This is a genomic window from Candidatus Krumholzibacteriota bacterium (genome assembly GCA_016932415.1).
In the GTDB taxonomy this organism is placed as follows: domain Bacteria; phylum Krumholzibacteriota; class Krumholzibacteriia; order Krumholzibacteriales; family Krumholzibacteriaceae; genus Krumholzibacterium.
Window position 1 is genome coordinate 27606 of sequence record JAFGCX010000013.1, and the last position, 15602, is coordinate 43207.

15 protein-coding genes and 1 tRNA gene are annotated in these 15602 nt (G+C 51.4%); all 16 read left to right on the forward strand.

Annotated elements, in window-relative coordinates; translation table 11 throughout:
- The first annotated feature begins 98 nt into the window (after window positions 1–98).
- Entirely contained in the window at window positions 99–1355 is a 1257-nt protein-coding gene (locus tag JW814_05395) for a rhomboid family intramembrane serine protease (GenBank protein MBN2070874.1), read from the forward strand.
- A gap of 89 nt (window positions 1356–1444) precedes the next feature.
- Window positions 1445–2125, forward strand: a complete 681-nt coding sequence (gene radC / locus JW814_05400; GenBank protein ID MBN2070875.1) for a DNA repair protein RadC — start codon at window positions 1445–1447, stop codon at window positions 2123–2125.
- 9 nt (window positions 2126–2134) lie between these two features.
- Window positions 2135–3175, forward strand: a complete 1041-nt coding sequence (locus JW814_05405) for a rod shape-determining protein (GenBank protein MBN2070876.1) — start codon at window positions 2135–2137, stop codon at window positions 3173–3175.
- 1 nt (window position 3176) lies between these two features.
- A complete protein-coding gene (mreC, locus tag JW814_05410) occupies window positions 3177–4031 on the forward strand; it encodes a rod shape-determining protein MreC (GenBank protein ID MBN2070877.1) in 855 nt (284 codons plus the stop codon).
- A gap of 3 nt (window positions 4032–4034) precedes the next feature.
- On the forward strand, window positions 4035–4532 hold the full coding sequence (gene mreD / locus JW814_05415) for a rod shape-determining protein MreD (GenBank protein ID MBN2070878.1): 498 nt from the start codon (window positions 4035–4037) through the stop codon (window positions 4530–4532).
- Complete coding sequence (gene mrdA / locus JW814_05420; protein MBN2070879.1) at window positions 4519–6447, forward strand: penicillin-binding protein 2; 1929 nt, start codon at window positions 4519–4521, stop codon at window positions 6445–6447. Before mreD ends, mrdA begins: the two co-directional genes overlap by 14 nt.
- Before the next feature lie 3 nt (window positions 6448–6450).
- Complete coding sequence (gene rodA, locus JW814_05425) at window positions 6451–7719, forward strand: rod shape-determining protein RodA (GenBank protein ID MBN2070880.1); 1269 nt, start codon at window positions 6451–6453, stop codon at window positions 7717–7719.
- A 31-nt stretch (window positions 7720–7750) separates the two neighbouring features.
- Window positions 7751–9079, forward strand: coding sequence for a TldD/PmbA family protein (locus tag JW814_05430; protein MBN2070881.1), 1329 nt, complete (start codon window positions 7751–7753; stop codon window positions 9077–9079).
- 52 nt (window positions 9080–9131) lie between these two features.
- The gene (gene lgt, locus JW814_05435; GenBank protein MBN2070882.1) at window positions 9132–9911 is read left to right on the forward strand and encodes a prolipoprotein diacylglyceryl transferase; all 780 of its coding nucleotides are present in this window, start codon (window positions 9132–9134) and stop codon (window positions 9909–9911) included.
- 163 nt (window positions 9912–10074) lie between these two features.
- Window positions 10075–10818 (forward strand): ComF family protein, encoded by a 744-nt coding sequence (locus JW814_05440; GenBank protein MBN2070883.1) that lies wholly within the window; start codon window positions 10075–10077, stop codon window positions 10816–10818.
- Window positions 10819–10931: 113 nt separating this feature from the next.
- Window positions 10932–11831, forward strand: coding sequence for a class II fructose-1,6-bisphosphate aldolase (fba, locus tag JW814_05445; protein ID MBN2070884.1), 900 nt, complete (start codon window positions 10932–10934; stop codon window positions 11829–11831).
- Between the two features lie 37 nt (window positions 11832–11868).
- Complete coding sequence (gene gap / locus JW814_05450; protein ID MBN2070885.1) at window positions 11869–12873, forward strand: type I glyceraldehyde-3-phosphate dehydrogenase; 1005 nt, start codon at window positions 11869–11871, stop codon at window positions 12871–12873.
- A gap of 34 nt (window positions 12874–12907) precedes the next feature.
- On the forward strand, window positions 12908–14155 hold the full coding sequence (locus JW814_05455) for a phosphoglycerate kinase (GenBank protein MBN2070886.1): 1248 nt from the start codon (window positions 12908–12910) through the stop codon (window positions 14153–14155).
- Window positions 14148–14900, forward strand: a complete 753-nt coding sequence (locus JW814_05460; GenBank protein MBN2070887.1) for a triose-phosphate isomerase — start codon at window positions 14148–14150, stop codon at window positions 14898–14900. The genes JW814_05455 and JW814_05460 overlap by 8 nt, the downstream gene beginning before the upstream one ends.
- Before the next feature lie 188 nt (window positions 14901–15088).
- Window positions 15089–15502, forward strand: coding sequence for a preprotein translocase subunit SecG (gene secG / locus JW814_05465; GenBank protein MBN2070888.1), 414 nt, complete (start codon window positions 15089–15091; stop codon window positions 15500–15502).
- Between the two features lie 16 nt (window positions 15503–15518).
- Window positions 15519–15602: transfer RNA gene (locus JW814_05470), tRNA-Leu, on the forward strand.

The window sequence follows — 15602 nt, forward strand, 5'->3', positions numbered from 1 at the left end:
TTGTTCCTGCTGCTTATCTCACATTTTCCCCCTTTATCGGCATTTGACCCTTTTATGGTCTGCTATTTGCAGGAAACCGGGAGGAGATTCATCTAAAGGTGGCAAATGTGTATTTTTTCTACTATTTTCCGGTCGGACTTGATATCAACACCCGCAAGGCTCCGGTCATAACCGTCTTTCTCGTCCTGACTTCAGTAATCACTTTTCTTTTTTACAGATATCTTCCCTTCCAGTACTCATGGAAACTGGTATCGCTGATATTCTACCCGACAAATCCCTCCCTTGCCACATCGCTGACCCACGTTTTCATGCATGCCGGGTACATCCATCTTATTGGAAACATCGTTTACCTCTATGTATTCGGTAAGGTCATAGAGGACAGGTTCGGTCCCGGGAAGTTTTTCCTGATATTTTCCCTTTCGGCGGCGTCTGGAGTATGGTTTCACACGATACTGACGGGAATCTTGTCCCCTCAGTATCTCGGCTACGGCATACTGGGGGCATCAGGGGCGACTTCCGGCCTTCTCGGCGCCTTCATCGCGAGATTCTATTTCAGCAGGATCCGGGTGGCTTACTGGATATTCATGCCGCTTCAGGGGATCAACAGGGCTGGAAGAAGATTCGTTCCCGGGTGGATGGCGATAGCCTTCTGGGTGCTGTTTCAGAGCGTCAATTCGATAATGCAGTTTGGCGTGGAAGGAGTACAGGTCGCCTACAGCGTGCATATCGGCGGATTTGTCTGCGGATATCTGATCGCCGCAGCTCTTGGAGCGAGAAAAAGCGCGGCGGCTGAATCGTTGCTGACAAAGGCGCGGAGACATTTCGAAAGATCCGAGTGGTTTGCGGCGCAGGGGGAATATTTCAATTATCTTGATAAATGTCCTTGTGATTTCGCTGTTCACGCTGAAGCTGCCAGGGCTTTTCTCTGCACGATGGAGAAAGGACAGGCGAGATATCACTATACAGAAGCGATAACGGGGTATTTGGGCTCTTCTGAGAGAGGACTGGCAGAGGAGGTCTTTACCGAGGCCATGCGCTCTATTCCCGGTTTTACGCTTCAGGAACCGGTACATCTCGATCTTGCGTTCGGCCTGGAGAGATCCCTGAAATACAATACATCGGTGGCCGCGTACAGGAATTTTATCGAAAGATATTCCCTTTCGCCGGAGATACCCTTTATACTGCTCAGAATGGCCGGAATACACGAAAGAAGGTTCAACAGGTATGCGGAGGCGTATTCCTGCTACAGGAGGCTGGTAAAGGAACACCCAGGCGACAGCTGGGCCGATTATGCTGTTTCCGAGATCGAAAGGTTGAGCGGCATGGGTGTGTTGTCGACGCCACTTGCCGACTGATTCCGGCAGTATTCGATGAGCCATTAAAAAACTTGAATAAAAGATATTCTTCTGATAGCTTTCAGCAAGGATGCGGGGTGGTGGATGTTGTGAGAAAGAAATCAGGTTTATCGCTGGAGACCCTCAGATCCAAAGGGTATTTCCGCGGTTTCGACAGGATCGGAGACAGCGAGCTTATCGCTCTTGTGCTCGGTCCGGTAGCTTTCGGTTCAAGCTGTTCGATCGCCCAGGAGCTGGTGGACAGGTACGGCAGCCTTGAAGAGGTGGGCAGCGCCGGGCTGGAAGAACTGATGGATATAAGAGGGATCGGAAGAGCCGGTGCAATAAGGATCAAGGCTTCGTTTGAAATAGGGAAACGCAGCATCGTATCGAGCCGGAAAAAAGAGCTGAGAAAAGTCCGGGGACCGGAGGATGTCGCCTGGCTGATGATTCCGGAGATGAAAGGCCTCGACCGCGAGCATTTCAAGGCTCTGCTGCTTGATACGAGAAACGGGATACTGAAGATAGTGACGGTCGCGATAGGCTCTCTGAACGCGGCGCTTGTGCATCCGAGAGAGATATTCAAGGCGGCGGTCCTGGCCAGCGCGGCGGGAATAATAATCGTACACAACCACCCGACCGGTAACCCCGAACCGAGCCGGGAAGACAAGGAACTGACGAAACGTTTCAACCAGTGCGGCGACCTGATGGGTATTGACCTGGTCGATCATATAATAGTCGGTGATGACAGCTTTGTAAGTTTAAGGGAACGGGGATTGTTCGATATCTGAAAGGAAGGGATGACTTTGTTAAGTCGCATTGCCAATTATTTTTCAAATGATATAGCTATAGATCTCGGGACCGCCAATACTCTTGTATATCTCAAGGGAAGCGGGATCGTACTCAATGAACCGTCTGTCGTGGCAGTCGACCAGAAAAGTAAAAAGGTTTATGCCGTCGGTATCGAGGCCAAGGCGATGCTTGGAAAGACTCCCGATCATATCGTGGCAATCAGGCCGATGAAAGATGGCGTGATCGCCGATTTCGAGATTACAGAAGTACTCCTGAGGGAATTCATCAGAAAGTCGCAGAAGAAGAAATTCTTTATACGCCCAAGGATCGTCATCAGCGTTCCATCGGGTATCACTGAAGTCGAGCGCAGGGCGGTCATCGATTCAGCGCAGAACGCGGGGGCAAGAGAGGTATATCTTGTCGCCGAGCCTATTGCGGCAGCGATCGGCGTGGGACTTCCCGTCGATAAACCGTCCGGTAATATGGTGATAGATATCGGCGGCGGGACGACTGAGATAGCAGTGATCGCGCTCAACGGTATAGTGACTGATATCTCGATCCGTGTCGGCGGAGACAAGATGGACGAGGTCATCGTCCAGCATATCAAAAAAGCTTATAACCTCCTGATCGGAGACCAGACTGCCGAACATGTCAAGATGGTCATAGGTTCGGCTACCAATCTGGGACAGGAAGAAGAGATGGAGATAAAGGGACGCGATCTTGTCTCCGGTATTCCAAAGACTCTCAGAATATCAAGCGTCGAGATCAGGGAAGCGCTTGCCGAACCGATGAGCCAGATAGTCGCAGCTCTCAAGACAGCCCTGGAGCAGACTCCACCGGAACTGGCAGCCGATATCGTTGATAGAGGTATCGTAATGACCGGCGGTGGTTCTCTTCTCGGGGGCATCGACGTGCTTCTGAAGGAAGAGACCAATCTGCCTATTAATATCGTGGAGGACCCGCTCACTTGCGTCGTTCTGGGTACCGGTAAGATACTTGGCAATCTTCACACTTACGAGCGGATAATCATGAAGAGCAGCCGGTTGTAAAATGCAGATCATTTCTTTCCTCTTTGATAAGCATCTGGAAAAGTCGGTCCTGGCCGCTGCTGTCGCGTTGTCGATCTTCATGCTGACTCGCGGCGAGACAGACCAGATCAACTCGGCAAGAGCGATAAGTTCGGTGCTCCTTTATCCAGTAGAGAGGGTGGAGGATTATTTCTCTGATATCGACAGGTTGAGAGAGGAAAACCTCGAACTGAGAAAGATTGCCGCTTCACTCGCTCATGAACGCGAGAGGTTTATCCAGTTCAGGGATGAGAGAAACAGGCTTCGAGAGATGCTCGGGTTTCGGGAGGATTCTTTTTTCAGATTTCTTCCATGCGAAGTGATCGCGCGCAGCTCCAATCTTTTTCATCATTCCTTGACGGTGGACAAGGGAAGCGAAGACGGGGTCGCGGCGGGGATGACCGTCGTCGGTTACAAGGGACTGGCGGGAAAAGTCGTACAGGTTTTTCCCGCCTCTTCAAGGGTACTCCTTATCAATAACAAGGCGATCTCGGTCAGCTGCATAGACAAGAGGAGCAGGACCGTCGGAATCCTGAACTGGGAAAGAGGTGACCTTTTCAGACTTGACTATATCGGGAGTGAAGAGGATGTGCTAAAGGGAGACACCCTTCTCACGAGTGGTCTCGGCCTGGTCATGCCGAAAGGATTTCCCGTGGGGACGGTATTCCAGGTCGCCGAGGAAAAGGCGGGCCTCTCGAGAAAAGTCAGCGTGGTCAGCATGACTGATCTCAACACTCTTGAAGAATTGTTCATAGTCACGGGAGGGCGGAACTGGGACAGCGGAGAGATCCTTGAGCAACTGGAGAATATAATCAATGCCGAAAAGAACAAGGAGTGACCTTTGAATATAATCCGAATGGTGCTCGCGGCCGCCATCGTCTTCATCCTTCAGGTGACTGTCGCCCACACCGTCTCCCTCGGGGAGGCTTCTCCCGATTTCGTCCTTATCCTCCTGATTGTCATGGTAATGGATCGCAGGCCGGTATTGGCGGTGATCATCGGGTTTCTACTCGGGTTTCTCCAGGACCTGGGAAACGCTTCATATCTGGGGATGAACGCGCTGGTAAAATCACTCACCGGATATATCATCGCCAGGTACGCCTCCGACCTGCTTCCCGATAATTCACTCTTCAAGGGGCTTCTGATATTCCTCTCCGCGCTGGCAGGGGACGTCATCCTTCTGAATATAACCCTGTCGTTCGACGCGCTCAGCGTATTTGTGACTTTTTTCCGGTATTCTATCCTTTCGGCTCTTTATACTGCCGTGGCAGGGATAATAGTGATCAAAGCAATCGATATTCTGCCCGGGAGGACGGTGCGATCAGGTGGCGGATTTTGACAGGCAGAGCGAGTTCTATTTCAACCACAGAAAAAGGATCCTGCTGATCCTGGTGATCGGTGTGACATCGATCCTGCTTTCAAGGCTTTTCTACCTCCAAGTGATCCGCAAGGATTATTACAGCAAGCTCGCGATATCCAACCGCATTCAACGTGAACGGATCGTCGCGCCGCGAGGAGTGATAAAATCTTCCGATGGATCGAAGCTTGTAGTGAATGTCCCCGTCTATCAGATCAGTGTCGTTCCGGGAAAGCTCGCGGGGAAAGAGGAAAGGCTCCGCCTTGCCTGCGACTGGCTCGATATCGATGAGGAAAAGATGTTTCTTAACCTGGTAGAATGGACAGAACGCTACCCGGACGGAAGGGAGATGACTGTCGTCCAGGCAGCCCAGAAATCACAGATATCGATACTAATGGAAAACAGGGCTTTCTTTCCCTTTTTCAAACTGGTGATGAAGCACCGAAGGCAGTACCCGGAAGGTGATCTGGCCTCGCATCTGCTCGGCTACGTCGGAGAAGTGACTGACGAGGAACTGAAGGGGGAAGAGAGATTTTCGGTCGGAGATATAACAGGCAGGACAGGAATAGAATTCATGTACGAAGAATATCTCAGGGGAGAGGATGGAGTCAGAATAGTCGAGATCAGCGCAGAAGGGATACGTGTCGGAGAATATGACATGATCGAAGAAGACGAGGTGTTCGAGGGATTCGTTCAGTCCAGGCCGCCGGTCCCGGGCTGTGATCTTATCCTGACGATAGACCTCGATCTGCAGAAGGCGATAGAGGAGGCCTTCGACTGGGATAAAGGGTGTGTCATGGCGATGGATCCCGAGACGGGCGCGGTGCTTGCCGCCGTCAGTCGTCCGGGATACGATCCGAATATCTTTATGGGCGGAATAAGCGCTGATGACTGGAACGAGCTGTTTGCAGACCCTGATAAACCACTGTTTAACAGGATAGTTCAGGCGACTTATCCTCCCGCCTCGACTTTTAAACTGATCTCCGCGTACGCCGGGCTTAATTTCGAAAGGGTATCAAGGACCGAGAGATTCGAACCGTGTTATGGAGGATACCAGTTCGGGAACAGGTATTTCCGATGCTGGAAACCGGAGGGGCATGGTTCGTCGGCCCTTTTTGACGCGATCGTCAATTCATGCGATGTCTATTTTTACCAGCTCGGTGAAAGGACGGAAGCTGATGAATTCGCTTACGCGGGAAGGCTTTTCGGCCTTGGAAGAAAGACGGGGATCGATCTGCCCAGCGAAGCAAGAGGGACTCTTCCCGACCATTCATATTTCGACCGTAGGTTTGGAAAACGCAAGTGGACAAAGGGCCACCTTCTCAACCTTTCGATCGGCCAGGGAGAAGTCCTCGCGACTCCGGTCCAGCTCTGTCAGATGGTGGCAATGATCGCCAATAATGGAGAAAGGATCCAACCGCATGTCGTAGACAGGGTGGTCGACTCCGAGGGAGCGACAGTCTTCGGCAACGACAGATCGTCCATCACGATTCCGCAGATCGATCAGAAGATCCTGGATTTTATTCAGAACGCGATGGAAGATGTCGTTACCGGCGAGAGTGGAACCGGAAGAGCCTGCGCGATCTCGGGGATCAGGATAGCGGGAAAGACTGGGACTGCTCAGAATTCGGGCAATGACCATGCTCTTTTCGTGGCATATGCTCCCGTGGAGAATCCAGAGATTGCGATCGCGATCGTGATGGAAAACGCCGGACACGGAGGGGCTGTGGCTGCTCCGATGGCCCGGAAAATATTTTCAGCCTACTTCAATCCCCATATTTCGTCGAGGGGCGATGCCAGGCAGGATGACGTTCGTCCGGCGTCCGGGAAGCCGGATGGAGAAGGGCGAAGAATGGCAAGGACAGACACAGACAGGCTGGACAGAGCGGGAAGGTGAGAATTGGTCGAGAGGATCTTTCGAAACATCGAGTGGATGATAGTCATACCGGTCATTATCCTCATAACGATAGGGCTTTTCAACCTCTATTCCGTTGGCCATATCCCTGTCGAGCTGAGGGAGACCTTCGGTTCGGGAGGAAGCGGATATTTTCACCGGCAGCTCATATGGAGCGCCGCGGGACTGGCAGTGATGATCGCCGCGTTCAGGATCCCCTTCAGGTATTTCGAAGGCACGGCCATCATCTTTTATTTCGTAGCTTTGATCCTTCTTATAGTCGTACTTCTGCTCGAGCCGCTCAAAGGATCGAGTAGATGGATAAACATGGGCGGATTCCGGTTTCAACCTTCCGAGGTGATGAAAGTAGCGGTTGTATTTATCATGGCGAGGTTCCTCGCTGAAAAAAGGCACGATCCGAACAGGCTTCGTTTTCTTCTTCTGTCGATGATCATAGTCGGCGTCCCTTTTCTCTTCATTCTCAAGCAGCCTGATCTCGGGACTGCCCTGGTATTTCCGGCCATACTACTTTCGGTCCTTTACTGGCGCGGATTGAATGAAGGATTGATCATTCTCTTCATAACCCCCGCTATCAGCGCCTTTCTGACGATATACAGCCAGAGCGCGCTGGCCGCCGGCGACTATCCTTTTCCGCTTCTCGTATTCTTCCTGGTGATCCTTGTCATCGCATATACCAGAAGGAAGCACCTTTTTCAGAGTATAATGCTTGTTGTGATAAATCTTTCCGTCATGCTGGCCGTTCCGGACCTTATCGGATCCCTGAAACCTTATCAGCAGAGAAGGATACTGGCGTTTTTACGGCCTGAATCGGATATACTTGGCATGGGGTGGCAGGTCTACCAGTCGAAGGTAGCGGTAGGATCGGGAGGTTTCGCCGGAAAAGGATTTCTTAAGGGGACCCAGAAACTTTTTGCTTTCCTGCCGGAACGCCACAGTGATTTTGCCTTCTCGGTACTCTCTGAGGAAAGAGGATTCATTGGCAGTCTGATAGTCCTTATTCTTTTCAGTATAATCATAGCCAGGGGTTTCACGCTGGCCACAAAAGTCAAAAACCGGTTCGCCTCCATCGCGCTGATCGGGATATCATCGTATTTCGCCTTTCACGTGATAATAAACATCGGTATGACGATCGGTCTCGCTCCCGTGACAGGGTTGCCGCTTCCTTTTATAAGTTACGGGGGAAGCTCCATGATGGTCAGTTGTTTTTTTATAGGCGTGCTGCTGAATTTCGGTTCCAAGTTCTATGAATATTAGGCCTGGCCTGGTGGTGGCTGGAGGGTTCCTGTTGGAAAACAAGATCGAAATGATCCTCGATATCGCTTCTTCCGGAGGGTATCAATGTGAAGTATACGGAGAAGTAATGAACGAGCTCCAGGTAGAAATCTACAGGGGAGAACTCGAATCGATCGACAGGTCGAGGGACGAGGGGGTAGGGATACGATTGTTTAAAGAAGGAAGAGCCGGTTTCACGTCGACAAACGATCTCAGTCCGGACGGGATCAGAGCTGCCGTCGAAGAAGCAAAGGACAACGCCAGGTGTTCGATGCCTGTCGAGGAAGATATTCTTGCTCCGGCCCTGCCGTTCATCGATAAAGTTTCCTGTGGCCCATATTCCTTTGACAAGGATCAGACCGGGATAAAAATCGATGGAGTCCGTGAAATGGAGAAGGCGGCTCTGGAGTTCGACAACTCGATTGATAATACCGAGGGAGCGGGTTACTCGGAAGTACATGGCGAGATCTTTGTCGCCAGCACGAAAGGTTTTCAGCGAAGAGAGCAAAGGGGGTTCTGTTCCTGCTCTCTCTCTGCCGTAGCGATGAAAGGCAGCGAAGTCCGGTCAGGCTGGTTTCACGACCAGTCAACCGATATAGAGGGACTTGATTTTATCTCTACGGGAAAGGAGGCGGCAAGAAGGGCTTCAATACTTCTTGACGCGAGGAAAATACCTTCAAAACGATACCCGGCGATTATGGACGCGGCAGCTTTTACAGATATCGTCTATCTTCTTCAACAGGGATTATCCGCGGAGATGGTTCTGAAGGGTACTACGGTATTCGCGGGGAAAAAGGGGATCAAGGCAGCACCATCGATATTTACGCTGGTAGATGACCCGTGCATGGAGGGCGCCTGTTATAATGCTTCGTTCGACGATGAAGGAGTCCCCAGGGAAAAATATACCCTGATTGAGTCAGGCGTCATCATGGGATTCCTGCACAATACGTGGACTTCAAGCAAGATGGGTATCATGCCGACGGGGAACGCCGTCAGGGGTTCTTACAAGGAGCAGCCTGTCCCTGGTCCGGCTAACCTCTATCTTCTTCCGGGAGAGAAGAGCCTGGACAAGATGATAGCGGAGATAGATGAAGGAGTGTATATTCTCAACATCATGGGAATGCATACTGCTGATCCCATATCGGGCGATTTTTCAGTTGGAATCAACGGTCTGTTCATTAAAAACGGAAAGACACTGTTCGCGGTGAACGAGATGACGGTCAGTGGTAATATTATCGACCTGCTTGCCGGAGTGATGGAGATAGGGTCCGAACTTACATTTGTTGGCCAATACGGAGCTCCCCCGGTGATCATTGAAGGGTTGAGTATCAGCGGGATATGACGGGGAGCGGCGCGGCAGCCGCGGAGGCAGTCAATATTCAACAGGAGGAATGATGCATCCGATTCTTATCGAGCTTGGAAGGTTCAAGATATATTCATATGGATTCATGCTGGCGATGAGTTTCTTTGTCGGTATTCTGCTCGCCTCCAGAAGAGCTCGGAAACAGGGGCTTGATCCCGATATCATTTATGATCTAAGCATAATACTTATTCTCGGAGCAGTCATCGGTTCGCGCGGCCTGTATATTCTGACCCACCTGGACCATTTTCACGGGATAATCGATGTCATTGCCCTCTGGCAGGGTGGGGCCACTTATTACGGTGGATTGATCCTTGCCGTGGCGGGAGCCATCGTATTTCTCAGGGTCAAAAAGATATCATTTCTCAAAATCGCCGATATCTGCTCTCTTTCGATAGCTTCCGGTGTCTTTCTGACAAGGATAGGCTGTTTTCTCAGTGGATGTTGTTTTGGAAGCCCGACAGAATGCTCCATGGGTATGGTGTATCCACCCGATTCTCCCGCCGGTTATACCTATCCCGGTATACATATCCATCCCACTCAACTCTATTCATCTTTCTACGGGCTCCTTATATTCGTAGCCCTTCTTCTTCTCGAGAAGAAAAAATGGTTCGACGGCTATACATTCGGATTCATGATGATCCTCTACGGCACTGCCCGGTTTATCGTGGATTATTTCCGGTTCTATGAAGAATCCGCTATCGTCTGGAGAGGATTCGTGGACAATCAGCTTATCAGCATAGTGCTTGTCATCAGCGGTATTGTCCTTCTTGTAGTAAGAGGCTGGCAGGTAAGGACCGGCGGGCAGAGATAGGGACTCTTCCGATGCCGCGGCTGCCGGGAGGCTGGCCAGTGAGATATAAAACCGCTATTACCGGACCGCGATGAGGGCGGTCTGTGAGGTGTGGATGCGGGGTTTCCTTTCTTTTTTTTCACAGATGGTATTGCCTTCCAGATGCCTCGGATGCTCTTCCCTGATGGTAGGCCGCTACAGCTCTGTCCCGTCAGTATTCCCGGAAAATTGGTCGGTGGAATCGCCGGCCTTTTTCCATGAGGATCTTGATATCGATTGCCGGGGCCGGTTTCCGGCATCTCTCCTTTGCCACGAATGCTGGCTGAGACTGATCCCATCTGCCGGAATATCCTTTCCCGCCCGCTGGGGAGGGGTCCCGGCCGTGACTCCTTTCATGACCAATGACACTCTGCTGAAGGTCATCAGATTCCTTAAATTCGATAGAGGCAAGTCGGCGGTTGTACCGCTGGCGTGGTGGATCGCATCGGCGATCGCGAGGTTCGGCAGCTGTATATCCGCCTCCCCGCCGGTTATCGTTCCGGTGCCTCTCCACGCGGACCGGAGATCCGAGAGAGGTTTCAACCAGGCGGAGCTGCTCGCAGCGGAAGTGGCGCGGATACTCGGGACCGTCGAGAAAAACGATCTTCTCTATCGGAAAAAGAAGACCAGGCCGCAGTCGAAACTTGACGCGGGCGCGAGGATCCTCAATGTAAGCGGCGCTTTCGTCGCCACGAACGAAGCTTTCATTTCCGGCAGGGATATTATTCTGATAGATGACCTCGTTACGACGGGAGAAACGGTGAAGGAATGCATAAAGGCTTTACAGAAAGTGTCATTATCTCCGATAATGGTCGCGGCAGCGGGAAGAAGCGCCACGGATGATGACCCTCCGGTGGCCGGGGAAAAGAGCTCCCCGCGGCCCGTTTGACATATTTGTAATATTGGTTGATTCCTGGAGCCTTACATGATTAGATATACAATCTGTCGGTTTGCGGGATCGTAACCAGGGAGGGTTTCGTGCTTGTAACAAACAAGGAACTTATGGATGCCGCGAAAAGTGGCGGTTATGCTGTCGGCGCGTTCAATATCAATAATATGGAATTCGTCCAGGCGATAACCGACGCGGCGGAAGAACTTAACAGCCCGGCCATACTGGCTGTTTCGCAGGGAGCGATAAAGTATGCCGGATTTGAAAATATCGTTTCACTTGTCCGCACAGCATCCGAAACAAAGAAGATAAAGATTTCGCTGCATCTTGATCATGGAAAGGATATGAAGATAATCGAACGTTGCGTCAATGACGGATTCACATCTGTAATGATCGATGGTTCGGATCTTCCTTTCGACGAGAATGTGGCGCTGACAAGGAAAGTCGTTGATATGGCAAGACCGAAAGGGGTCTCCGTCGAGGGGGAACTTGGCAGGCTTGCCGGGATCGAGGATCATGTCTCCGTCTCGAAAAAAGATGCTACCTACACCGATCCGGATGAAGCAGCGACTTTTGTCGAACAGACAGGAGTCGATTCGCTCGCCGTGGCGATAGGGACATCCCATGGAGCGTACAAGTTCAAGGGCGAAGCGAAACTTGCGATGGACAGGTTGACCGAGATCGCTGGAAAAGTCGCTATTCCCCTTGTGCTGCACGGCGCTTCGGGAGTGAATCAGGATCACGTCAGGATCGGTAACGAGAATGGGGCAAAGCTGATGGATGCCAGGGGAGTCCCCGATGAAGCGATTACCGAAGCAGTCGGAAGGGGGATATGCAAGGTCAATATAGACACGGATATGAGGATCGCTTTCACAGTCTTCATAAGAAAGGCTATGAACGAGAAACCGGAGGCGTTCGATCCAAGGAAATATCTCGGTGCTGGCAGGGACGCTATCGTCGAGGTCGTAAAATACAAGATGAGGCTTTTTGGAAGTGATGGAAAGGCATTTTAGTCCGCTATTGAAATGGTTATGTAAAGGAGGGTATTAAATGGCGATCAACGTGGCGATAAACGGATTTGGGAGGATCGGAAGACTGGTGTTTCGCGGTATCACAGGTGACAAGCGTTTCAACGTCGTAGCGATCAATGACCTTACCGACGCGAAGACTCTCGGACATCTTTTGAAATATGATTCTGTTCATGGCAAGTTCGCCGGTAAAGCCAGCGTTCTGAAATCAGGGGATCTTTCGGTAAATGGCAAACGTATCAAGGTGCTGGCGGAAAGGGATCCCGGTTCTCTTCCATGGGAAAAATACGGTGTCGATGTCGTTATAGAATCGACAGGTTTCTTCAGGAAACGCAAGGACGCGGCGCTTCACATCAAGGCTGGCGCGAAAAAAGTAATAATCTCGGCCCCGTCTCCAGACGCCGACATCATGATAGTGATGGGAGTGAATGATAATCTGTACAAAAAGAACAAGCATCATGTCATATCCACTGCTTCATGCACGACTAACTGCCTGGCTCCCGTTGCCAAGGTCCTGCATGACAGGTTCGGCATTGCCAACGGATTGATGACCACCGTCCATGCCTATACCAACGATCAGACAATCCTTGATTCACCTCACAAGGACCTTCGGAGGGCAAGAGCGTGCGCCATGTCAATGATTCCCACGACTACCGGCGCCGCAGCTGCCGTGGGAGTCGTTATGCCCGCTCTGAAAGGAAGACTCAACGGGCTGGCGGTCCGTGTACCGACGCCGGACGCGTCCCTCGTCGATCTGACGGTGACTCTTAAAAAATCAGCGACAGTGGAGATCCTGAACGATGCGATCAGAAAGGCCGCTGAAACAAAGATGAAAGGGATACTTGAGTATTGTGAGGATCCGATCGTCTCGTGCGACATTATCGGAAATCCCCATTCATCAGTCTTTGACAGCCTGGCGACGATGGGGATCTCATCAAAAGTCTTCAAGGTCCTGTCATGGTATGACAATGAATTTGGATACGCCATGCGGATGGTAGATATGATGAGGCTTCTTGTAAAGAAGTGAGATTATTAAATGCGGAGTACAGGGAGGATCTGGTTTGCTTAAGAAGACTCTGAGGGATGTCGATCTCGGCGGACGGCGCGTTTTGATGAGGGTTGATTTTAACGTACCGCTCTCAGCCGATGGTGATGTCAGCGATGATACAAGGATAAGGGCCGCCTTGCCCAGTATTGAATATGCCGCGGCCAGGGGTGCTTCGATCGTTCTGATGTCGCACCTGGGGAGGCCTAAAGGTGTAAAAAAATCCTCCCTGAGCCTGAAGATCATCGCCTATCACCTGGGAGAGATGACGAAATACCCTGTCAAGTTTGTAGGTGACTGTATCGGGGAAGAAGTGGATGAGAAGGTGAAGTCTCTTAAAGCAGGGGAGATTCTGCTGCTTGAGAATATCCGTTTCTATGAAGAAGAGACGAAGAATGACCCGGATTTTGCCTTTAAGTTATCAAAATACGGAGATATCTACGTCAATGACGCTTTCGGTACCGCGCACAGGGCTCACGCTTCGACTGAAGGGGTCACGCATTATTTTAAAGATAAAGTCGCCGGATTCCTTATGGAAAAGGAATTGACAACCCTCGACAGGCTGATCGCTGATCCGGCAAGGCCTTTCGTTGCGATTCTCGGCGGGGCGAAGGTATCGAGCAAGATAGGCCTGATAAGGAATCTGCTCGATAAGGTCGACAGGATCATTATTGGAGGAGGGATGGCTTTTACCTTTTTCAAAGCCGCGGGACTGGAGATCGGCGATTCGCTTCTCGATGAGGATTACGTCGATATGTGTCGTGAGATAATGGAAAAATCAGGTAAGGGAGCGTCAAAGCAGATTTTCCTGCCTGTCGATTGTGTCGTCGCCGACCATGTCAGCAATAATGCCGATCACAAGACCGTTTCCACCGGTGGGATTCCCGAGGGATGGACGGGGGTCGATATCGGAGACAGCACGATATCGATCTTTACTGAAGAGATCCTGGGCGCGGGCACAGTCTTCTGGAACGGACCGATGGGGGTCTTCGAAATACCTGACTTTTCCAACGGGACGAGGATGATAGCCCGGGCGATAGTCGAAGCGACTGCAAAGGGCGTTGTCAGCGTAATCGGAGGAGGGGACAGCGCCGCGGCGCTTAACCAGCTCGGACTTGCCGGCAAGGTATCGCATCTATCGACCGGTGGCGGTGCTTCTCTTGAATTCCTTGAAGGAAAGATCCTCCCCGGGGTAGTGCCTCTTGATGACAAGACCGGGGAAATAGGATCGGGAAAGATGGAGAAGAGGGGCGAACATGCGTAAGAGGATCATCGCGGGCAACTGGAAAATGAATATGGATCATATAGAGGGAAGATCTCTGGCTTCAAGTATCCTCGAAGGGATCGATGGCAGGGAGCTTCCCTGCCAGATCGTCCTGATACCTCCTTTTACCACTCTGCAGGCTGTCTCCGGCGTCGTGGCCGGCTCTGTAATAGAGACAGGTGCCCAGGACCTCTGGTACGAGGATGATGGCGCGTTTACCGGGGAGATATCGGGATCGATGATCTCCTCTCTCGGTTGCCGATATGTGCTGGTCGGTCACTCGGAAAGAAGGCATATTCTCGGGGAAAAACCACGGTTACTTTCCCTTAAACTCATGGCGGCCCTCAGAGCGGGGCTTATCCCGATCTATTGCGTCGGGGAAGTAGAAAAGGAACGAGAGGACGGAAGAGAAGAAGAGGTGGTCGATAAACAGATAAGGGAGGTCCTCGGAGACCTCGGTCCAGAGGATATCTCGAGAGTCATCATCGCCTACGAGCCTGTCTGGGCGATCGGTACTGGAAAGACGGCGACTCCCGATGACGCGTCTCGGATGCACGCCTTTATCCGCCGCGTGATCGGCGGGATATTCGATGATGAGACGGCCAGTCGGATGATGATCCTCTACGGGGGGAGCGTAAAATCCGCCAACGCGGCCGCTCTGCTCGGATGTGATGATATCGACGGGGCTCTGGTAGGAGGAGCATCTCTCGAGGTTGAGAATTTTCTCGGCATAGTCTTTCCGTGAAGGCCCCAGGCGACCCCCGAATCAAGATCCGAGGAGACCGGTTGTCCTGTTTTGCCCTCAAAACGCTCCCCGGATCGCGGCGAGACCGTTTTTATATATCCTGTATGATATTTTTGTTTGACTGGGACCGGTTTTTTAATTAAACTTCTCTTTTGAAGGTCAACAGGTTAAAGGCTGGTGTAACGATGTTGTTCAATATATTTGTGATTGTTCACGCGATCTCCTGTTTTTTTCTCATCCTCGTTGTACTGATGCAATCGAGTAAGGGAGGCGGCCTTTCGGGCGCTTTCGGAGGCGGTGGCGGACAGGCTATCATGGGTGGACGCGAGACTGCCACGTTCCTCAGTAAAGCAACGACTTATCTTGCTGTAATATTTATGGTTACGTCGTTGTCCCTGGCCTTTTTGTCGGCTGGCAGGGGTGGACCGGAGACTCAGAGCGTACTGAGAAGGGCTGCTGAACGAAACAAATGGGGAAGTATCGTCCCCGAAGAACAGAAAGATATAGATGAGGTACTTCAGAAGATAGATGAGCCTCCGGCAGAAGGCGAAGAGGGGAGCGGAGAGAAGGAAGTACCGGCAGATAAAGATAATCAAGGTTAAATAAGAATTACCGTATGCCGAGGTGGTGGAACTGGTAGACACGCTACTTTGAGGGGGTAGTGGGAGAGATCTCGTGCGGGTTCAAGTCCCGCCCTCGGCA